The sequence below is a fragment of the Enterovirga sp. genome, from assembly GCF_035325185.1.
In the GTDB taxonomy this organism is placed as follows: Bacteria; Pseudomonadota; Alphaproteobacteria; order Rhizobiales; family Beijerinckiaceae; genus Enterovirga.
On the sequence record NZ_DAOLAJ010000018.1, the window covers coordinates 1 to 19736 of the forward strand.

The 19736-nt window shown below is 66.2% G+C and carries 16 protein-coding genes; 3 read left to right on the top strand and 13 right to left on the bottom strand.

The window, feature by feature from the left end:
• From PKD06_RS05620 to PKD06_RS05645, 6 genes are all read right to left on the bottom strand, one after another.
• Nucleotides 1-515 (bottom strand): LacI family DNA-binding transcriptional regulator (locus PKD06_RS05620; protein ID WP_324378441.1); only part of this gene is annotated, 515 nt, incomplete at its 3' end.
• A gap of 258 nt (nucleotides 516-773) precedes the next feature.
• Nucleotides 774-1424 (bottom strand): 3-oxoacid CoA-transferase subunit B, encoded by a 651-nt coding sequence (locus tag PKD06_RS05625; RefSeq protein WP_324378443.1) that lies wholly within the window; start codon nucleotides 1422-1424, stop codon nucleotides 774-776.
• A gap of 20 nt (nucleotides 1425-1444) precedes the next feature.
• A complete protein-coding gene (locus PKD06_RS05630) occupies nucleotides 1445-2101 on the bottom strand; it encodes a 3-oxoacid CoA-transferase subunit A (protein ID WP_324378445.1) in 657 nt (218 codons plus the stop codon).
• 151 nt (nucleotides 2102-2252) lie between these two features.
• Entirely contained in the window at nucleotides 2253-3188 is a 936-nt protein-coding gene (locus tag PKD06_RS05635; protein ID WP_324378447.1) for a 3-keto-5-aminohexanoate cleavage protein, read from the bottom strand.
• A gap of 78 nt (nucleotides 3189-3266) precedes the next feature.
• Nucleotides 3267-4325: a ketopantoate reductase family protein gene (locus tag PKD06_RS05640; RefSeq protein ID WP_324378449.1), complete on the bottom strand. Its 1059-nt coding sequence runs from the start codon at nucleotides 4323-4325 to the stop codon at nucleotides 3267-3269.
• Nucleotides 4326-4380: 55 nt separating this feature from the next.
• Complete coding sequence (locus PKD06_RS05645; RefSeq protein ID WP_324378451.1) at nucleotides 4381-5799, bottom strand: TIGR00366 family protein; 1419 nt, start codon at nucleotides 5797-5799, stop codon at nucleotides 4381-4383.
• Between the two features lie 336 nt (nucleotides 5800-6135).
• Here PKD06_RS05645 and PKD06_RS05650 point away from each other — a divergent pair, with 336 nt between their 5' ends.
• From PKD06_RS05650 to wecC, 3 genes are all read left to right on the top strand, one after another.
• Nucleotides 6136-7161 (top strand): AraC family transcriptional regulator, encoded by a 1026-nt coding sequence (locus PKD06_RS05650; protein ID WP_324378452.1) that lies wholly within the window; start codon nucleotides 6136-6138, stop codon nucleotides 7159-7161.
• A gap of 672 nt (nucleotides 7162-7833) precedes the next feature.
• Nucleotides 7834-8976, top strand: a complete 1143-nt coding sequence (gene wecB / locus PKD06_RS05655) for a UDP-N-acetylglucosamine 2-epimerase (non-hydrolyzing) (protein ID WP_324378454.1) — start codon at nucleotides 7834-7836, stop codon at nucleotides 8974-8976.
• Nucleotides 8976-10256, top strand: coding sequence for a UDP-N-acetyl-D-mannosamine dehydrogenase (wecC, locus tag PKD06_RS05660; RefSeq protein WP_324378456.1), 1281 nt, complete (start codon nucleotides 8976-8978; stop codon nucleotides 10254-10256). The genes wecB and wecC overlap by 1 nt, the downstream gene beginning before the upstream one ends.
• A 49-nt stretch (nucleotides 10257-10305) precedes the next feature.
• Here wecC and PKD06_RS05665 read toward each other — a convergent pair whose 3' ends face one another.
• From PKD06_RS05665 to PKD06_RS05695, 7 genes are all read right to left on the bottom strand, one after another.
• A complete protein-coding gene (locus PKD06_RS05665) occupies nucleotides 10306-11751 on the bottom strand; it encodes a mannose-1-phosphate guanylyltransferase/mannose-6-phosphate isomerase (protein WP_324378458.1) in 1446 nt (481 codons plus the stop codon).
• An 81-nt stretch (nucleotides 11752-11832) separates the two neighbouring features.
• Complete coding sequence (locus PKD06_RS05670) at nucleotides 11833-12798, bottom strand: 3-hydroxyacyl-CoA dehydrogenase family protein (RefSeq protein WP_324378460.1); 966 nt, start codon at nucleotides 12796-12798, stop codon at nucleotides 11833-11835.
• A gap of 165 nt (nucleotides 12799-12963) precedes the next feature.
• Nucleotides 12964-13863: a sugar kinase gene (locus tag PKD06_RS05675; RefSeq protein WP_324378463.1), complete on the bottom strand. Its 900-nt coding sequence runs from the start codon at nucleotides 13861-13863 to the stop codon at nucleotides 12964-12966.
• Between the two features lie 59 nt (nucleotides 13864-13922).
• Nucleotides 13923-15104: a fumarylacetoacetate hydrolase family protein gene (locus PKD06_RS05680; RefSeq protein WP_324378465.1), complete on the bottom strand. Its 1182-nt coding sequence runs from the start codon at nucleotides 15102-15104 to the stop codon at nucleotides 13923-13925.
• Between the two features lie 68 nt (nucleotides 15105-15172).
• Complete coding sequence (locus PKD06_RS05685) at nucleotides 15173-18604, bottom strand: acyl-[ACP]--phospholipid O-acyltransferase (RefSeq protein ID WP_324378468.1); 3432 nt, start codon at nucleotides 18602-18604, stop codon at nucleotides 15173-15175.
• Nucleotides 18605-18668: 64 nt separating this feature from the next.
• Entirely contained in the window at nucleotides 18669-18944 is a 276-nt protein-coding gene (locus tag PKD06_RS05690; RefSeq protein ID WP_324378470.1) for a YiaA/YiaB family inner membrane protein, read from the bottom strand.
• Nucleotides 18945-18962: 18 nt separating this feature from the next.
• Nucleotides 18963-19661 carry a PspA/IM30 family protein gene (locus tag PKD06_RS05695; protein ID WP_324378471.1) on the bottom strand — a complete coding sequence of 233 codons (699 nt, stop codon included), beginning with the start codon at nucleotides 19659-19661 and terminating at the stop codon, nucleotides 18963-18965.
• Nucleotides 19662-19736 lie beyond the last annotated feature (75 nt).

Sequence of the window (19736 nt, forward strand, 5' to 3'; positions counted from 1 at the left end):
AGGTGATCGACGGCGATTTCGGCGGCGGCGCGGCTGTCCAGCACCACCGCGTGCGGCGCGCCGGCGAGCTGGCGATTGAGCAGCACGAACGGCACCCGCGCCGCTTCCAGTTCGTCGCGCAGCAGCTTGTCGTCGTCGAGACTCGCGACCAGCAGGCCGTCGACCCGGTTGCCGTGCGACATCCGCTGATAGACCGAGTCGGTCGCCTCCGAGCCGCGATGAGCGATCAGCAGCGAATAGCCATGGCGCAGGGTGGCTTTCTCCGCGCCGAAGATGGCCGAGGCGAAAACCGGGTTGTCGAGTTGCGGCACGACGATGCCGAAGGTCGCCGAGCGCGCCATGCGCAGGCCGCGTGCAAGCTGGTTCGGCGCGTAGTTGAGCGTGCGGGCGCTTTGCAGCACGCGCTCGCGCGTTTCCTCGCGGATGCGCTGGGTCGCCTCGCCGCGCAGCACGCGCGACGCCGTCGAGACGTCGACCCCCGCCAGCCGCGCCACGTCCGCCAGCTTGGTTCGCACCAACGCTCCCTCATTCCGCGCCGCCGTCTCGAGCGAGGTGAATACTTCAGCCGCAAACAGGGCGTCAAAGAGGAGCTTGATCGGAGGTCAGGACAGCGGGAGCGGCCGCGGCGAGCCCGCGAAGAGGGCGCGCCGCCCGGAATGCTGCAGGTTCTCCTCGTCGGCCGATCAGGTTTCGCGCAGCATCGTCATGGCGATCCCCTACGGCACCTGTCACGACCCGGCTCAAGCTCAAGTCGAGTTCAGGAGAGCCGTCTTCTACAAATCCATCTCGGGGGGCGCCGCAGGAACCAGGAGCTTCGTGCCTGTCGCGGCTTGGATCGTCTCCTGCGACACACCGGGCGCCCGCTCGCGGAGCACAAGGCCCTCCGGCGTCGGCTCGATCACGGCGAGTTCCGTCACGATCAGGGTGACGGGGCGCAGCGATGTCGCTGGAAGACTCAGTTCGTCGACGATCTTCGGCACGCCCTTTTGCGTGTGGTTCATCGCGACGATCACGCGGCGCGCGCCGCTGACGAGGTCCATCGCGCCGCCCATGCCGGGAACGAGCACTCCCGGAATGAACCAGTTGGCGAGGTGGCCGTGCCGGTCCACCTGCAGCCCGCCGAGCACCGTCATGTCGAGATGGCCGCCGCGGATCAGCGCGAACGACATCGCGGAATCGAAGGCGACGGCTCCCGGCAGGGCCGAGACGAAAGCCCCTCCCGCATCGGTCAGGTGCACGTCCTCCATGCCCTCCGGCGGCCGGGCGCCGAAGCCGATGATCCCGTTCTCGGATTGGAAATAGACGTGCATTCCGGGCGGCACGAACTGCGCGACGGTCGTCGGCAGGCCGATGCCGAGATTGACCAGCGTGTTGTCATGCAGCTCGCGCGCGACGCGGCGGGCGATCAGCTCTCTCGCATCCATGATGTCCCCCCTGCGGCATGTCACGCGACCTGCGGCCGCTCCACCAGATGATCGATCAGGATGCCCGGCGTATGCACGGCATCCGGAGGGAGCACGCCGAGCGGCACGATCTCGTTCGGCTCGGCGACGACCATGGTCGCCGCCATCGCCATCAGCGGGTTGAAATTGCGCGCGGTCAGCGAATAGACGAGGTTTCCCGCATAGTCGGCGCTGCGCGCCGCAACCAGCGCGACATCCGCCTTCAGCGCCGGCTCGACGAGAAAATCCCGTCCGTCGACCGTCACGACTTGCCGCCCTTCGGCGGCGAGCGTGCCGATCCCGGTGGCCGTCAGCACGCCGCCCAGCCCCGCCCCGCCGGCCCGGATGCGCTCCGCCAGGGTCCCTTGCGGAACCAGTTCGACGGCGAGTTGTCCCGCGAGCATCAGGCGCTGGGTTTCGGGGTTCGTGCCGATATGCGAGGTGATCGCCTTGGCCACGCAGCCGGCGCCGATCAGTTGCCCGATGCCGATGCCGGGCCGCGCCGTATCGTTTGCGATGACGGTCAGGCCCCGCGCCTTGCGCGCGACCAGCGCGGCGATGATCCTGTGCGGCGAGCCGACGCCCATGAAGCCGCCGATCATCACGACGGCGCCGTCCGGAACCAGCGCCGCAGCCGCAGCCGGAGAGAAAGCCGTCATCGTCCCGTCCTCGTCATCATGCGGTTGCCGGGAGCTTCGTCACGCGCCGCCCGGCGGTGACGGAACCCGACGAAGGGCAGGGCGCCGCCCCGGTGGCCTCGAGCGCCGAGGCTACAGGTCGTGCCCTGGTTTCCCGTCCCGGTGCCTCGCTTCAGAAGCTGACGCGGTCTCCGCCTTTCAGGCCGAGAATCTCGCGTGCCTCGTCCGGCGAGGCGACCTCGCAGCCGAGATCCTCGATGATGCGCCGGATCTTGCCGACCTGCTGGGCGTTGCTGTCCGCCAGCTTGCCGCGGCTGATGAACAGCGAATCCTCGAGCCCGACCCGCACATTGCCGCCCATCTGGCTGGCGGTCGTCGCGAGGCTCATCTGCGCGCCGCCCGCTCCCAGGACCGACCAGCGATAGTCGTCGCCGAAAAGACGATCCGCGGTCCTCTTCATGAAGATCAGGTTGTCGACCTCCGGGCCGATTCCGCCCAGAATGCCGAAGATGAACTGGATGAAGACCGGCGCCTTGAACAGGCCGATATCCATGCAGAAGCGCAGATTGTAGAGATGGCCCACGTCGTAGCATTCGTGCTCGAACTTGATCTCGTGCGGGGCGAGCTGCTTCGCGGCGCTTTCGATATCCGCGAAAGTGTTGCGGAAGATATAGCCGTCCGATTTGGCGACGTAATCGCGCTCCCAGTCGAATTTCCAGGTGTCGTAGCGCTTGGCCAGCGGATGGAACGAGAAGTTCATGCTGCCCATGTTCATCGAGCACATCTCGGGCGAGAAGCGCAGGGCGGGCGCGATGCGCTCCTCGATGGTGTTCTTCAGGCTGCCGCCGGTCGAAATATTGATCACCGCCTCGGTCGACTGCTTGATCCGGGGCAGGAAGGCGGCGAAAGCCTCGGGATCGATGGTGACGCCGCCGTCCTGCGGGCGCCGTGCATGCAGGTGGAGGATCGAAGCCCCGGCCTCGGCCGCGGCGATCGCTTGGCCTGAGATGTCGTCGGGCGTGTAGGGCAAGGCATCCGACATCGTCGGCGTGTGGATCGCCCCGGTGATCGCGCAGGTGATGACGGTGCGTTGCTTCTTGCGAGCCATTTTCCTCTCCTTGCAGAACGATTTCGCGCGTTGCGACAGTGAGTATTCAGAGTTCTGGAGGTCGCGCCGGGGCGGGGCCTACCACGCCGCCCAGCCTGGAAGATCCTTCGCGTAAGTCGCCAGGAGAGGATCGAACCGGCTCAGATAGCTGAAATCGTTCACGCCGCGCCTGCCCTGTGCTTCCGTCACAAGCTCGACGACCTTGTCGTTGAACGGCGTCGGCACGCCGCGCTCCCGCCCCTGCTCGCAGATGAGGCCGTTGATATAGTTGATTTCCGTGTCGCGCCCCTTTTCCAGATCCTGGAGCATGCTGGCCTTCAGACCGACATGACCGCCCCAGATTTTGCGATAGAGCGGCATTTTCGACGGAATATCGGCGGCGCTCTTCAATTCGAAGGCTTCCAGATTTTCGCCCTGCATGATGACGAGGTCGACCCCGTGCGCATGAGCCACCTTGATGCATTCGTCGGCGATGAAAGCCAGGCAGGTCATGGCCTTCGGGTCTTTCAGCACGTCGCCGAACGTGCAGTTCAACGCGGCCGACATGCCGCTGAACGTCGCGTTCATGAGGACTTTCGTGAACCGGATGCCCATCAGGTTGGTGCGGATCTCGGTCGTTCCGACGCATTCCAGGTAGTCTTGTGCCACCTTCAGCCGGGGACGGATCGCGCCGTCGATCTCGCCGATCTCGAAGGCGAAGTTCTTCAGCGTCTCATAGCTGGATGTCAGGGACGACACGCCTGGCCGAAGCCAGGTCGCGCCGAATCCGACCGCGCCGCCCAGGGTCCGGTCGCGGCCGATGATGGCCGCGACCGAATGCTCGGGAATGCCGTTCTGGAGCGTGCAGACCGAGCTGTCCGGCCCGAGATGCGGCAGAAGGTTCGACAGGGTCTCGCGGTTGGTCGTCTGCTTCGTCAGCAGGAACACGAGGTCGTAGATGCCGGTCAGCTGGTCCGGCGTATAGGCTTTCACGGGAACATTGATGTCGAGGGTGCCGGTGACCGTCGCGCCGAACTTGTTCAGCGCATCGACATGATCCTTGTAGGCGTCCACCAGATCGATCGGTTTTCCAGCCTGATTGATGAGGGCGCCGATGATGGTGCCGAGAGATCCGACGCCGACGATAGCTGCTCGCATGCTCCGCTCCTTGCGTGAGATGAAAATCCAGTCCCGCTGATCCAGGTTGCCCTGGTCACAGACCCTGCGGGAGCAGGAGGAAAGCGATGCTTCCCATGACGAAGGTATAGATGAAGATGACGAAGGTATAGGGCAGGATGGCCTGGAAGCGGATCTTATAGGCCGCGATGAAGGGCAGCGCCCAGAACGGCTGGATCAGGTTCGCCAGCTGGCCGCCGGTGCTGTAGGCATTGATGAGATGCGCCGTGGGAATTCCCAGTTGCTGGCCGGCCGGAATGATGAAGGGAGCTTCGATCGCGAATTTGGATCCGCCCGACGGAACGAAGAAGTCCATGATCGCCGTGTAGACCATCACGATCCACGAATAGGTCCGCGGCGTCGAAATCGACAGGAACCAGTGGGTGATGACTTCCGACAGACCGGAATGGACGATGATTCCGAAGATGCCAGCATACAACGGAAACTGGATGATGACGCCGTAGGTCGTGCCGATCCCGCTCCTGACGGCACGGATGAAGCTGTAGGGCGAGCCGTGCAGCACCATCCCGAGACCGAACAGGATGAAGTTGATGACGTTGAGATCGAGCTTGGAGGGACCTTGGGTGACGAGGAACCGGAGGACCCAGATCAGCATTCCGGCGCCCAGAAGCGTCAGCAGGACCCGCGAGCGCTCCCACCGTTCGGCGGGCCTCAGGTTCTCCGCGCGCTCGTCCACCGTGACGTGGCTGAACTCCCGATAGTGCTCTTCGCTGATCTCGACCGCGTTCTCCTTGCCCGGCATCATGTAGATCAGGATGAGGGGAATCGTGACGAGCTCGAACAACACCAGAATGAGGAGGAAGGGCGACAAAGCCGTCTGCGTCAGCGGAATGAGCCCGCCGAGAGTCTTCTCGAGGAAGTTGCCCGGGGTCGCCGAGAGCAGCGGCGCCGACTGCGACGGCCCGTTGGCCATGATGAGCATCATCGAATAGGACGCCGCTACCAGGATCGGATAATGCAGCCCGATCCCGCGCTTGCGCACCGCGACTTCCTTGCCCATGACGATGGCGATCATCATGCCGGCGGCCCAATGCAGCCAGCTCGCGATCCCGACGATCAGGCAGAAGACCATGAGCGTCGCCTTCGGCCCCGAGGTGAGGCCGACGACCTTGTCGATGATCTTCCTGACCGATTTCGAATCGGCCACGACGAAGCCGGTGATCATCATCACCGTCAGCTGCATCGCGAAGGTCAGGAGAACCCAGAAGCCTTTGGCGTAGTCGTCGATGAGCTGGAGGGGGCCATGGTCGGTCAGGAGCAGCGCCGCCAGGTAGACGATCATCGTCAGCGAGACGACGAAGACCATCGGCTCCGGGATCCAGTTGAGACTCCACTCGGTGAACTTGTCGGCGATGCTGCGGCGGGCCGAGGGGTCACTCGCCGACGCCGGCCCGCGCCCCGTATTGTCGCCTTCACCTTGCGCTATTTGGACCATTTTCCTTCCCTCTCAGGATTGGATCGTTTTTATGTATTCCCCGGCGGCGGTTTAAAATAATAACGACGCATCCCGCGTCTCTCTCAGATTGTGAGGAGCTCGCGACTGTAGTTAAGATACAACTGCCTCGATATTTTTTTCGCAGGCACGAATCTGTAAGCGGATTTGGAAGGTTAAACGGTGGCGACCACATTGACCTCCCCTGGACGACATGGATGCAGGCCGATAATTACGTGGCCGCAATTGTTGTGATTCCGACGTTAGCGGGGTACGTTCCCACCCGTAAGGGCATTTTCGGACACGAGGACGTCTCGGGAGGACATTGTGGGAGCCGCCATGCGCTCGATGCTGCCGTTGCCGGATGAGCGGATTTATGCGCCGTACAAGATCGGGGCTCTGGTCGAGGTTCTCGCGGAGCAGGGTATTCCGGCGGCGGACAGCTTGCGCGGCACCGGTATCGACGTCGACAAGCTCGACGATCCGTTCGCTTTGACGTCGGTGCGACAGTACATGATGGTCTGCATGAATGCCGTTTCGCTGTCCCGCGACCCGGCCACGCCTTTCGAGGTCGGCGCCCGTCTGCACGTGTCGGCGTATGGAATGTATGGCTATGCGCTGCTGTCGTGCCTGTCTCTGCGCGATTACTTCAAGCTGGCCGTGAAGTATCGACGGCTGGCGACCCCTCCGATCCTGATCGAATGGGCGGAATATTCCGATTGCGTCGTGTGGACGTTTCCAGAAATTTTTGTCTCTCCGCCGTCCCGGGAGCTGAGGCAGTTCCTGATCGAGCAGCAATTCAGCTTGCACGTCACCCATCTTCAGGATGTCGCCGGCAGAAGCTGCCCGCCCTTGAGAGCCTGCTTTTCCTATGCGGCGCCGCCGCATGCCGATCTTTACGGCAAGTATCTCGGCTGTCCCTGCTTCTTCGACCAGCCGCGATTTGAACTCGCCTACGATGCCGCGATGCTCGACCAGAAGCCTCAGATGGCGCACCGGCTGACCGCCGCGCTGCTGCAGGAAACCTGCGACCGGCTGATCGGACAGACCAAGACGTCTGCCGGGGTCTCCGGGCATGTCTATCGGATATTGATGGAACGCCCGGGCCACTTTCCCACAATGGAGGCGGTCGCGGTCATCCTGCACATGACCAGCCGAACGCTGCGGCGCCAGCTCGAGGCGGAGGGAACGTCGTTTCACACCATCCTCGACGACGTTCGATCCTCGTTGGCGATCGAGTATTTGAAAACCACGAAATTGAGCACGCTCGACATCGCAATGCTTCTGGGCTTCAGCGACGCCGCCAGCTTCCGAAGAGCGTTGAAGCGCTGGACGGGAAAGGGACCGGGTCAGCTTCGACGATAGGGGCGCCTTTCAAGGAGCAACTGACGGCCGCTCGACCGGCCGCAGGCGCGTCGGGCGGCTCATGCGCCTTCACGTCATCCGGGCCCGGGCCGGCCGGCGGCTCCGTCCATGCACGATCGAAAGCCGTCGCGATCTGCCGATTGCACCGAACTTCCTCGAGCGGGGATCCACGGCCTCGGCGCTTCATCGCATCCGGCCGGCAGGCACCGTGGATCTGCCGACCGCCGAGGGCGGCTCGGCCCGGCTGCCGGCCTCGATTCGGCAGCGTGCAGGATCGTCGGCTGGTCCATGCGCGATCACATGCGCACCGAGCATAAGAATGGCGGCCCACATGACGGCGCCCTGCATGCCCCGGCGTCCCGGCCATGCCATCCACGGCGTCGTGCGTTGGCGTCGCACCCGCGCGCGGGCCGGCCCGCCGTATCGAGGTTGCGGAGGGCGAGATCCGCATCATGGAATCGGCGCCCCGGCTCCTCAAACGCCGATGGCGCGCGGTAGCGTAAGCTCAGTACCCGCTCAGGGACTCAAGTGGCGGCGCATGGCGATGGCACTATCTGACAAGAGTACGGACTTGCGCTCGATGGCCGCAACCGTTATTGGTGCGGCCAAAGCTCAACGTCACTCTAAGCCTTATGCTGGAATAAAAATAGCTATGAAATTTACGTAGAATATATGAAGAAGTCTATCATGAAGGTGCTAACAATTTTCGGAACGAGGCCGGAGGCCATAAAGATGGCGCCGCTCGTTCTGGGTTTGTCTGGTGATTCCAGGTTCGAAAGCCAAGTCTGCATTACGGCCCAGCACCGGGAAATGCTCGATCAGGTTATCGAGCTATTCGGAATCGTCCCCGATTTCGATCTTGACGTGATGACGGCTCGACAGGATCTCTACGGGGTCACTTCCGCCATTCTGACTGGTGTAAAGCCGGTTCTCGAAACCGTGCGGCCGGATATGGTCTTGGTCCACGGAGACACCGCAACGACGTTGGCCGCTACTCTGGCATCGTACTACGCTCGCATTCCGGTGGGCCACATTGAAGCCGGCCTGCGAACCGGCAACTTATATTCACCGTGGCCCGAGGAAGGGAACCGGCGGGTGACCGGGGCGCTCGCGCACCTGCATTTCGCCCCGACCGAAGCGTCGCGCCAAAGTCTCCGCCGTGAAAACGTCCCGGACGAGCGTATCGTAGTGACCGGCAATACGGTGATTGACGCCCTCCTGCAGGTCGTGGACCGTATTCGCCGTGACACGGCGCTCGACGCTGCAATGGCGCAGCGATTTGATTTCCTGGCTTCCGGCCGGCGCATGGTCTTGGTGACGGGGCATCGACGCGAGAATTTTGGCGGCGGATTCGAGCGTATCTGTGTGGCGATTCGACGTATTTCCGAACAGTTCCCGGATGTGGACGTGGTCTATCCCGTGCATCTGAATCCGAACGTGCGCGAGCCTGTCGGTCGTCTGTTGCAGGGCGTGTCGAATATCCATTTGATCGAGCCTCAAGATTACCTGCCATTTGTTTGGCTTATGAATCGATCGCATGTCATCGTGACGGATTCCGGGGGAGTGCAGGAGGAGGCTCCGTCGCTAGGCAAGCCCGTTCTCGTCATGCGGGACAATACCGAGCGCCCCGAAGCAGTCGAAGCCGGGACCGTACGTCTGGTCGGTACCGACGCCGACGCCATTTTCGACTGGACCGCGAGATTGTTGACGGATCAGGCGGCCTATAACGAAATGAGCCGCGCCCATAACCCCTACGGTGACGGCCAGGCGGTCCAGAAGATCCTGGACGCATTGGTGAAATTTGGAACGATTTAATGAACAGCCCTTTCGGTACCGTTTGTCTTGTTGGACTTGGTTATATCGGTCTTCCAACTGCGGTAGTCTTCGCGCTGCGCGGCATTCATGTCGTCGGCCTGGACGTGGATCGTGCCATTGTCGAGACGGTCAATCGCGGCGAGACTCATATCGTCGAGCCCGGGCTGGAGGACGCGGTGCGGCGTACCGTGGCGGCTGGCCATCTGCGCGCCACGGCCGTCCCCGAACAAGCCGATGCTTTTCTCATCGCCGTGCCGACGCCGTTTCTTTCGAATAGTGAAGGGCATGATCCAGACTTGTCCTATGTCGAAGCGGCAACCCGCTCGATCGCGGGAGTGTTGAAGAAGGGGGATCTGGTGGTGCTGGAATCCACCAGCCCGGTTGGCGCCACCGAGCAGATGGCGGCCTGGCTGGCGCAAGAGCGTCCGGATCTGACCTTCCCGCAAACCCACGGCGAGGAAGCCGATATCCGCATCGCCCACTGCCCCGAGCGCATCCTTCCCGGTCATGCGCTGGCCGAGCTGGTGTCGAACGACCGCATCATCGGGGGCATGACCGATGCATGTGCCACCAAGGCGCGCAAGCTGTACAAGCTCGTGGTGGAGGGCGATTGCATCGAGACCGACTGCCGCACGGCGGAAATGGCCAAGCTGACCGAGAACAGCTTCCGGGACGTCAACATCGCCTTTGCCAACGAGTTGTCGTTGATCTGCGAGCGGCTGAGAATCAACGTCTGGGAGCTGATCCGGCTTGCCAACCGTCATCCAAGGGTCAACATCCTTCAACCGGGCCCGGGCGTCGGCGGTCACTGCATCGCTGTGGACCCCTGGTTCATCGTCAGCCAGGCCCCGGAAGAGGCGCGCCTGATCCGTACCGCTCGGGAGGTGAATGACGGCAAGCCGGAATGGGTGCTGGCGAAGGTGCATCAGGCCGTCGCCGAACACACCGCCAAAACAGGCAAGTCTCCGCGCATTGCCTGTTTCGGCTTGGCCTTCAAGCCGAATATTGACGATCTACGTGAAAGCCCCGCGCTGACGATCGTCACACGATTGGCCGGCGCCTATCCCGGGCTGGTGGACGTGGTGGAGCCTCATATCGACACTCTCCCCGCGAGCCTGAAAGGCAAGGCTTGCTTGATATCCTCCACGGCGGCGTTGGCCGAGGCCGATGTCGCGGTCCTGCTGGTCGACCACGACGCCTTCAAGGTCAATCCGTTGCCGGCAAATCGATCGATACAACTCGTCGATACGCGTGGACTCTGGGTCGGGCGCCCAGGCTAAAGCCCCCGGCGGGGGTCAGGACAACCCCCGCCTTTTCCAGCGCCTCGGATCAGCCCTTCGCGCCCTGGCCGCGGGCATAGACGTCCTCGTAGCGAATGATGTCGTCCTCGCCCAGATACGAGCCGGTCTGGACCTCGATCAGCACCATCGGCACCTTGCCGGGATTTTCCATCCTGTGGACCGCGCCCAGCGGGATATAGACCGACTGGTTCTCGGTCACCAGCCGCACCTCTCCGTCGATCGTGACCTTTGCCGTCCCCTCCACCACGATCCAATGCTCCGAACGGTGGTGATGGCTTTGCAGCGACAGCACCGCGCCGGGCTTGACCACGATCCGTTTCACCTGGAACCGCGGCCCGGTGACCAGGCTCTCGAACATGCCCCAGGGGCGATGGGCATGCGGAAACTGCGTGGCCTGGCTGGCTCCCTTGGCCTTCAGCGCCTCCACCGCCTCCTTGACCTTCTGTGCTTCGGAGCGGTGCGCCACCAGCACCGCGTCGCAGGTCGCCACCGCGATCAGGTCCTTCAGGCCGATGCCCACCAGCTCCACCCGCCCTGATTCCGAGCGCAGCAGCGACCTCTCGCAGCCGATGGCCGTGGCATGTTCCGAGGTGACGTTGCCCTGCGCGTCGGGGCCGCTTTCCTGCCACACCGCGTCCCAGCCGCCCAGATCCGACCAGCCGTCCGCATAGACCATGACCGCGAGGTTCGGCGCCTTCTCCATGATCGCGTAGTCGATGGAAATGTTGGGCACCGCATCCCAGGGCCCGGCGGCCAGCCGCATGAAGCCGAGATCCGCCGCCGCCCCCTCGACCGCCCGGCGGACCGGCTCCAGAACCTCGGGGGCGTGCGTCTCGAAGGCGCGGATCAGCCCGGCGGCGGTGAACAGGAAGATCCCGGCATTCCACAGATATTGTCCCGAGGCGAGCATCTCGGCCGCGCGGGCGGCGTCGGGCTTCTCGACGAACCGCGCCAGGGGCTGGGGCACGCCGGCTCCCGCATCCGCATCCGGGGCCAGCTCCAGATAGCCGTAGCCGGTTTCCGGCCGGGTCGGGGGGATGCCGAAGGTCACCAGGTCTCCTGCCTGCGCCCGCGCCGCCGCCGCCTGCGCCGCCTCCCGGAACGCTGCGGCTCCGGAAATCACGTGGTCCGAAGGCGCAACCAGCAGCAACGCGTCGGGATCGTCCTTGGCAAGCGTCAGCGCGGCGGCCAGAACGGCAGGCGCGGTGTTGCGGCCCTCGGGCTCGATCAGAACCGCCTGCGGCGCGATCCCGAGCGTCGCGAGCTGCTCGGCCACGATGAAGCGGAAATCGTTGCCGGTGACGACCAGCGGCGCCGCGAAGCCCGGCCCCGAGAGCCGCCGAGCCGCGGCCTGGAACAGGCTTTCCGTCCCGGTGACCAGTGCGAACTGCTTGGGAAAGCTCTTGCGCGACAGCGGCCAGAGCCGGGTGCCGGAGCCGCCGGACAGAAGAAGCGGGTGAATGAGCGCGGTCATCGGGAAGCCCATAGCACGGAACGGGCGGGGCGCTGTTCGCCGCGATGACGCCGGCCCGTCTCTCCACGGGTGGATTGCCGCCTACCGCGGCACCATGGGGCGGATCTGGCGGAGAGCCCTTTTGAGCGACAGGAGACGGCTGTCGCGCTCGCGGAAGAGGTCGGCGGGGGTGCTTTCGCTCCAATCGTAGAAGCCGCCGCCCGTTCTCACGCCGTCGGCGCCCTGCTCCACGATCGCGTCGAGGGTGCGGGAGCGGCCCGTGACCTTCGGAGGCTGGTAGGTGGCGTTGGCCATGTTCTGGCGGATCAGGCCGAGCCCGGTGAAATCCGCCTTGCCCATGACCCCGACGATCGGCATCCGCAAGGCGAGGCCGTGGATCACCGAAAGGTCGATCTCGCGGGCCGTGACGATGCCCTCGTCGAGAAGGCGGAACACTTCGAGGGCGATCGCTTCCTGGAGCCGGTTGGCGACATAGCCGGTCACGAAGCGCGGGAAGACGACCGGCACCTTGCCCATCGCCTCCAGCATCCCCGTGACCTCCTCCGTCACCGCGGGATCGGTCTCCTCGGTCGGGACCACGTCGACGAGGTCGACCAGATAGGGAGGCGTGTACCAATGCGTGATGAGGGCCCGCTTCCAGCGCCGCCGCGGAATGAGCGGGAAGACGTCCAGGTTGCTGGTGTTGCTGGCGATGATCGCGGCCGGCGGCGCGAGGCGGTCGAGCTGCTCGAAGAGAGCGGTCTTGGCGTCCACCCGCTCGGTGATCGCCTCGATGACGAGATCGGCCTCCAGGAGGGCATCGCCCAGGTCCTCGTGGAGCGTGACCGCCTCGGCGAGCCGGGAGGGCGACCACGAGCTGTCGATCTCGCCGGCCTCGGCCAGGGTCGCCGCGGCGGCCTCGATCAGGGACGTGGCCTCGGCGAGGATCGCCCCGCTCCGGTCCGTCAGCCTGACCCGGTGGCCGCCGAGGGCGAAGACCAGCGCCAGGGCGTGGCCCATGAGGCCGGCCCCGACGACGGTCACTTTCCTGGGGTGGGAATTCGCCATTTCTGTCTCGTGGTGCTGGAAGGGAAAGGAAGGGAGGATATCACAGGCCGCGCGCGAGAGCCGACATCTCGGGGCCCAGACAAGCCTCGACGCTCGTCGCCGACGGCCCGCTGCGGTTCCCTGTCCCGATCGGCCTGCCGCCACCGCCCTTGCGCGAGATCTCGCTCAGCCCCTTTCGGAGAAGAGGCGGCCGGTTTCCTCGATCTCGGCGAGGCTCGGCAGGCTCGCCTCGTTGCCGAGATGCTGGATGGCGTGGGTGGAGGCGGCGCGCGCGAAGGTGAAATGCCGCGACCAGGGCAGTTCCGGCCGGGCCATCGCCGAATACATGTAGGCGCCGTGGAAGATGTCGCCCGCGCCGTTGGTGTCGATGACGCGCTCGGGCGGCACGTCGAGGGCGGGCAGGCGATGGCGCGATCCCGTCTCGTCGTACCAGAGCATGCCCTCGGCGCCGAGCGTCACGGCGCCGATGCGGCAGCCGCGGGAATCCAGGTAGTCGAGCATCTCGTTGGGGGTCAGCTCCATCTGCTCGCAGAGCCGCTCGGCGACGACGGCGACGTCGATGAAGGCCAGGAGGTCGTGCGTGTTGGAGCGCAGGCTGCCGCCGTCCAGCGAGGTGAGGATGGCGGCCTCCCGGCAGGTCCGGGCATAATGCATGGCCGCGTCCGGCTGGTGGCCGTCGAGATGGAGCCCGCGGCAGCCGTCGAGCCGCAGCGGCGGCAGGGGATGGAGATAGTCGTCGTCGCGGCAGCGCACGATGGCGCGCCGTCCTCCGCGCGGCATGATGAAGGAGAGCGACGATTCCCTCACCTTCCGGTGATGCACCGGGATCGCGTATTTCGCCGCCATGTCCACGAACATGCGCCCGAGCCAGTCGTCGGCGACGGAGGTCAGGAGGTCGGGCGCGATGCCGAGCTTGGCGCAGCAGAAGGCGGCCGTGACCGCATTGCCGCCGAAGGAGATGGCGTAGTCATGGGCCACCACCTTCTCGTCCCCGACCGGCAGCGGCTCGTCGCCGGTCAGGAAGGTGACGTCGATATAGGTCTGGCCGATGAAGAGAGCCTGCATTCGCCCCCGCTCCGCTGTCCGGCCCCATTATGCCGGACTTTCGCGGGCCCGGCTCCCCCTCAGGCCCGCAGCAATCCCCGTCCCGCGAGGTTGCGCAGGAGATGGGAGACGCCGAAGGTCCAGGGGGCGCACTGGTCGGAGGAGCGCATGCGGTTGACGAGCGCGCCGAGCTGCGGTGCGCTGATGGTGACGATGTCGTCCGTCTTGTGGGTGAAGCCGCCGCCGGGCGTGTCGCGGTCCTCGGTCGGCGCGAACAGGGTCCCGAGGAAGAGCACCGCGCCGTCCGGGTATTGATGGTTCGGGCCGATCATCTGCCCGACGAGGTCGGCCGGGTCGCGGCTGATCCGGGAGAGGGTCGAGAAGCCCTCCAGGCGGAACCCGTCCTCGCCTTCCACCACGAGGTCGACACGCATCTTCCGCACGTCGTCGAGGGTGAAGCGCGAATCGAAGAGGCGCAGGAAAGGCCCGATGGCGCAGGAGGCGTTGTTGTCCTTCGCCTTCGAGAGGAGCAGCGCCGAGCGGCCCTCGAAATCGCGCAGGTTCACGTCGTTGCCGAGCGTCGCGCCGACGATCTTCCCCGCCGACGAGACCGCGAGCACGACCTCGGGCTCGGGATTGTTCCAGCTCGAGCCGGGATGCAGGCCCGCATCGGCGCCGGTGCCGACCGCCGCCATGCACTGGCATTTGGAGAAGATCTCCGCGTCGGGCCCGATGCCGACTTCGAGATACTGGCTCCAGGCGCCCTGCGCGATCAGCGTCTCCTTGAGCTTCATCGCCTGGGGCGAGCCGGGCTTCAGCTTGGCGAAATCGTCCCCCACCATGGCGACAATCTCGGCGCGGATGGCGGCGGCGGCATCGGCATTGCCGCGCGCCCGCTCCTCGATCACCCGCTCCAGCATCGAGACGGCGAAGGTGACCCCGGCCGCTTTCACCGCCTGGAGGTCGATCGGGGCGAGGAGCCAGGGCTTCGCCGCGTCGCGCCCCTCCTCGGGCGTGTTGGCGAGGACCGCGGCGAGGTCGGCGAAAGCTTCTCCCTTCGCCGCCGCGAGGGCCGCGGCGGGGTCCGCCTCCTCGCAGAGGTCGCGGATTGTCGGGAAGGCGGCGGTCACGTCCTCGAGCCGCCCCTCGCGCAGCCGCACGACCGAAGGCCCGAGGCCCGGCCGCCAGGCGCGCCCGACAAGGCTCGCCTCGCCCGCATCTTTCGGCAGCGTCGACTCGCTCGACAGCACCAGTCGCCCCATCACGTCCTCCCCGGCTCTTGGCCGCCTGCATCGAAGGGACGGGAACCGATGTCAACCCGAAGGCGCGATCAGGCCGCCGCCCTCGTCTGCGCCTGCGCGGCGAGGGTGACGTAGTCGGTCTTGCCGGTGCCGAGGACGGGAATCGTCGCGCCTGCGATCACCTCGCGCGGCAGCATGATCTCCGGGACCCCGGCCGCGGAGGCGGCCTTCGCGACCGCCTCGCGCGTCAGGGCCGGATCCTCGCTCAGCAGGACCACGGCCTCGCCCTTGCGGGCATCGGGCCGCGCGACCGCCGCATGGCGGAAACCGGGCGACGCCTTGGCGGCGAGGTCCTCGACCGCGCCGAGCGACACCATCTCGCCCGCGACCTTGGCGAAGCGCTTGGCGCGGCCCTTGATCGAGACGAAGCCCTCCGCGTCGATCCCGACGATGTCGCCGGTATCGTACCAGCCCCCGTCCACCGGCTCGAGGATGCCGGGGGCGGTGTCGCGGAAATAGCCGGCCATCACGTTCGGGCCCCTGACGAGGAGGCGTCCGCCACCCTCGATCCCGGCGATCGGTTCGAGCTTCGCCTCGAGCCCCGGCATCAGCCGGCCGACCGTGCCGGCCTTGAAATGCATCGGGGTGTTGAAGGCGATGACCGGCCCCGTCTCGGTCGCCCCGTAGCCCTCCAGGATGCGGATGCCGAAGCGCTCCGACCAGACCCGCCGCGTCTCTTCCGACACGCGCTCCGCCCCCGCTCCGATGATGCGGATGGAATGGAAGTCGTAAGGGTTCGCCATGCGGGCATAGCCGCGCAAAAAGGTGTCGGTCGCGAAGAAGACCGTTGCGTTGGTCTGGTAGATCAGCTCCGGCACGATCCGGTAATGGAGCGGCGAGGGATAGAGGAAGGTCTTGATCCCGGCCAGGATCGGCAGCAGCGTGCCGACCGTCAGCCCGAAGGAATGGAACATCGGCAGCGCGTTGAAGACGATGTCGCGCGAGTTGAAGGCGATGCGGGCGCCGACCTGGTAGCGGTTCGCATTGAGATTGCGATGGGTCAGGACGACGCCTTTCGGCGCACCCTCGGACCCGGAGGTGAAGAGGACCACCGCCGGATCGTCCGCCTCCGCATCGCGATAGCCGAAGGCGGGAAGCCAGGATTTCGCGAGGCCCGCGAGCTTGTCGAAGAGGTCGATGCTCTCGCGCACGTCCTCCAGATAGACGAGGTGGACGGCGCGCCCGAGTTCCGCGGCCACGGCCTGGAGCTTCGCCTTCTCGATGAAGCGGCGCGAGGTGAGGACGGTGCCGACCCGCGCGATCCGGCAGGCGGCGGACATGCCCGCGGCTCCCGACGAGAGGTTCAGCATGGCGGGCACCCGCGAGGACCCCCCGCGCGTCGCCTGGAGCGCAAAGAAGGTCGCGACGGCGCCGGCCGAGTTCGGCAGCATGACGCCGACCACCTCGCCCTCGACGGTGAAGCGCCGAAGCTTCGCGCCGAGCACGAAGGAGCCGGCGATCAGGCGGCCGTAGGAAAGCGGCGCGAAGTCGATATCCTCGACGATCGGACGTCCGCGCCCGTTCAGCGCGGCCGCCTCGATCAGGGCGCGGAAGAGTGGGCGGTCGAGATTCGAGGTGCGGAACATCGTCTCCGACATGACGTCGTAGAGGAGCTGGCCGGCGAGCTTGCGGCGCGCGCGGCCCTTGACCGCCGGATCGACGAGCAGCTTGCGCGGGGGCAGGATGGTCATCGTCACCTTGGGCGCCACCTTGCGGGCCACCTGGTCGGTGAGGCGCGTGAAGATCGTATGCTGGACGCCGTCGATCCGCACCGGGATCAGGTCCGCGCCGGTCCGGTCGGCGACGAGGCCCGGCCCGTCATAGACCTTCATCAAGGAGCCCGTGACCGTGAGCCGTCCCTCGGGGAAGATGACGAGCATGCGGCCCTGCTCGACCTCGCGCGTCAGCGATTTCAGCGCCATCGGGTTGGTCGGGTCGATCGTGGCGTAGTCGACGAGGGACAGGAAGGGGCGCGACCACCAGTGCTGGGCGATCCGGGTATCGACCGCGAAGACCGGGTCGCCGGGCAGGAAGGCGCCGAGCACGAGCCCGTCCAGGAAGGACTGGTGGTTGGCGACGATGATCCGCCGCTTGCCCGCCGCGGCGATGTTCTCCGCCCCGCGCATCTCGACGCCGTAGAGGAAGCGCAGGATCGTTCCCAGCACCGCCTTCAGCACGAGGCGCGAGAGCAGCTTCAGCATGATCGCCGCGGCGACGAGGTTCAGCGCCGCCAGCACGAGCGCCATGGCCGGGATCGAGAAGCCGAGATGGGTGGAGAGGAGGAAGAGGACGATGGCCGCCGCCACCATCATCAGCGAATTGACGATGTTGTTGGCCCCGATCATCCGCGCCTTGGCGCCTTCCGGCGCCTCGTGCTGGAGGATGGCGTAGAGGGGAACGACGTAGAAGCCCGAGGCCACTGCGAGGCCGAACATCGTGGCGCAGACGACGAGCGCGCCCGGCGAGCCGAGGACCTCGCCGAGAAGGCGCCCCGCCGCGGGCGGCGCGGGGAGGGCGGCGACCGCGAGGGCGAAGATCACGAGAAGCGCGCTCATGGCCAGGGCCGCGAAGGGCACCGGGCGCGGGGTGATCTCGCCTTTCAGGCTGCGCGCGCAGAGCAGCGAGCCCGCCCCGATGCCGACCGAGAAGGTGCCGAGCAGGAAGCTGACCACGGCCTGGTCGCCGCCGAGAAGCTCCTTGCCGAGCGGCGTGACGAAGGACATGAGCGTCGCCCCGACCGCCCAGAACCAGGAGATGCCGAGGATCGAGAGCCAGACGGGGCGCCGCGACTTCGCCTCGCGCAGGATGGCGAGCGTGCCCGCGCCTTCGCGGCTCGATGCGGCCCCCGCGGCCGGCGGCGCCGGCGGGATCAGCCAGGCGGCGGCGGCGCCGAGTCCCGCCATCGCGACGACGAGGACGGCCATGACCTGCCTGCCGCCCATCATGCCGATGATGAGGCCGCCGAGGATCGTGCCGAGGAGGATCGCGAGGAAGGTCGCGCCCTCGACATAGGCATTGCCCTGGACCAGCTCGTCGTCGCGCAGATGGGAGGGCAGGAGGCTGTACTTGACCGGCCCGAACAGGGCGGCCTGGATGCCGAGGAGCAGGAGGACCCCGAAGAGGCCGTAGGCGTTCTGCGTCCAGAACGCGGCGGCGCCGAGGAGCATGATGACGATCTCGGCGATCTTGAGTCGCCGGGCGAGCACCGCCTTGTCCATCGTGTCGGCGAGATAGCCTGCATAGGCCGAGAGCACGATGGAGGGCGCGACGAAGGTCGCCCCCGCAATGGCGGTCAGGGAGGCCGTGCCGAGCCCGTCGAGCCGCGAGGACACCGCGCCGAAGGCGATGAGCAGCAGCATCGCCTGCTTGAACAGGTTGTCGTTGAAGGCGCCGCAAGCCTGCGTCCAGAACAGGGGGGCGAAGCGGCGGCTGCGCAGAAGGCTGGGGGACGATTGGGCCAAGCTGGCCTCCCGAGGCGTCATGGAGCGGAGGCGCCGCCGGAGGGCGGCGCCTGGGGGCGGGATCTCAGATCCGGCCGGGGGTCGCCTCGCGCAGCACGCGCTCGGCCGCCGCATCCTCGATCTTGTTGATCAGGCGGCTGGCCTCGTGCTCGTCGCGCAGCGTCTTCGCCAGGGTGAAGGTCGTGCCGACCATGAAGACCGTCGCCATTGCGAGATAACCCTTGATCCAGATATCGGCCGGCAGGAAAAAGACGCCGACGGCCATCATGCCGACGGAGAGCATGAAGCTCACATAGGTGAACGTTTTCCAAGCGGGAGTATGAGGCATCTGGGGCGTCATGACCGTGTCCTTTCCAACTCACATGCGATTCGATGCGCCGGGGGCCGCCTTCAGGCTTTCGAGCACGGCCTCCGGATCGGTGCGCCTGCGGCCATAGCCGCCCGCTTCCAGGCGGGACTCGACATCGCCTTGGGCCGCCGCATCGAGCGCGGCCAGCGCGTCGGCGACGTCGTCGTCCCGATGCCGCCGCTCGCGCAGCCGCGCCAGCGTCTCCTCCGCCTCCCCGCGCGCGCCGCCGGACAGGGAAACCACCCCCCGGCCGTTGATGCCCGCTCGCCTCACGGCCTCGGCCGCCCGCGCGGTCTGCAGGCCGCGGTCGAGATCGCGCAGGCGCGTCTCCCCCTGCCCGATCAGGCGCCTGAGCCGCGCGACCTCCGACCCGAAGCCTTCGACCGCCGCCCCGCGATCGGCGCGCTCGTCCTGGAGCGCCGCAATCAGGGAGGCGGCCTCGCGCCCGAGATCCTCGCGTCCGTCGGCCAGCGCCTTGCGCGCGCTGGCGGCCAGCGTCTCGATGCGGCTCGCGAGGGCGTCGAGCGCCCGCTGCTCCGCCGCCTGGTAGGCCATGGCGACGGCGAGTTCGCGGCGGGCATTGCCGAGAGCCGCCGCCGCGTCGCGGACCTGCTGGCGCAGGATCGCGACCGCGTTCGCGTCGTGGAAAGCCTGGGCGCTGTCGGCAACCGCTCCGCGCAGCAGGATCTGGATGGTCTTCATCATCATGTGCGACCTCCCGAACGCCGTCGCCGGATTGCCGGAACTTATTATGAACGACGTTCTATAAAAACACTCATACAG

Excerpts from the sequence above, each read along its gene's own strand:
- PKD06_RS05695 (WP_324378471.1), bottom strand. The coding sequence starts at position 19,661 with ATGATGATGAAGACCATCCAGATCCTGCTGCGCGGAGCGGTTGCCGAC.
- PKD06_RS05625 (WP_324378443.1), bottom strand. The coding sequence starts at position 1,424 with ATGGATGCGAGAGAGCTGATCGCCCGCCGCGTCGCGCGCGAGCTGCAT.
- wecB (WP_324378454.1), top strand. The coding sequence starts at position 7,834 with ATGAAGAAGTCTATCATGAAGGTGCTAACAATTTTCGGAACGAGGCCG.
- PKD06_RS05680 (WP_324378465.1), bottom strand. The coding sequence starts at position 15,104 with ATGGGGCGACTGGTGCTGTCGAGCGAGTCGACGCTGCCGAAAGATGCG.
- PKD06_RS05635 (WP_324378447.1), bottom strand. The coding sequence starts at position 3,188 with ATGGCTCGCAAGAAGCAACGCACCGTCATCACCTGCGCGATCACCGGG.
- PKD06_RS05645 (WP_324378451.1), bottom strand. The coding sequence starts at position 5,799 with ATGGTCCAAATAGCGCAAGGTGAAGGCGACAATACGGGGCGCGGGCCG.
- PKD06_RS05630 (WP_324378445.1), bottom strand. The coding sequence starts at position 2,101 with ATGACGGCTTTCTCTCCGGCTGCGGCTGCGGCGCTGGTTCCGGACGGC.
- PKD06_RS05675 (WP_324378463.1), bottom strand. The coding sequence starts at position 13,863 with ATGCAGGCTCTCTTCATCGGCCAGACCTATATCGACGTCACCTTCCTG.
- PKD06_RS05665 (WP_324378458.1), bottom strand. The coding sequence starts at position 11,751 with ATGACCGCGCTCATTCACCCGCTTCTTCTGTCCGGCGGCTCCGGCACC.
- PKD06_RS05690 (WP_324378470.1), bottom strand. The coding sequence starts at position 18,944 with ATGACGCCCCAGATGCCTCATACTCCCGCTTGGAAAACGTTCACCTAT.
- wecC (WP_324378456.1), top strand. The coding sequence starts at position 8,976 with ATGAACAGCCCTTTCGGTACCGTTTGTCTTGTTGGACTTGGTTATATC.
- PKD06_RS05670 (WP_324378460.1), bottom strand. The coding sequence starts at position 12,798 with ATGGCGAATTCCCACCCCAGGAAAGTGACCGTCGTCGGGGCCGGCCTC.
- PKD06_RS05640 (WP_324378449.1), bottom strand. The coding sequence starts at position 4,325 with ATGCGAGCAGCTATCGTCGGCGTCGGATCTCTCGGCACCATCATCGGC.
- PKD06_RS05650 (WP_324378452.1), top strand. The coding sequence starts at position 6,136 with ATGCGCTCGATGCTGCCGTTGCCGGATGAGCGGATTTATGCGCCGTAC.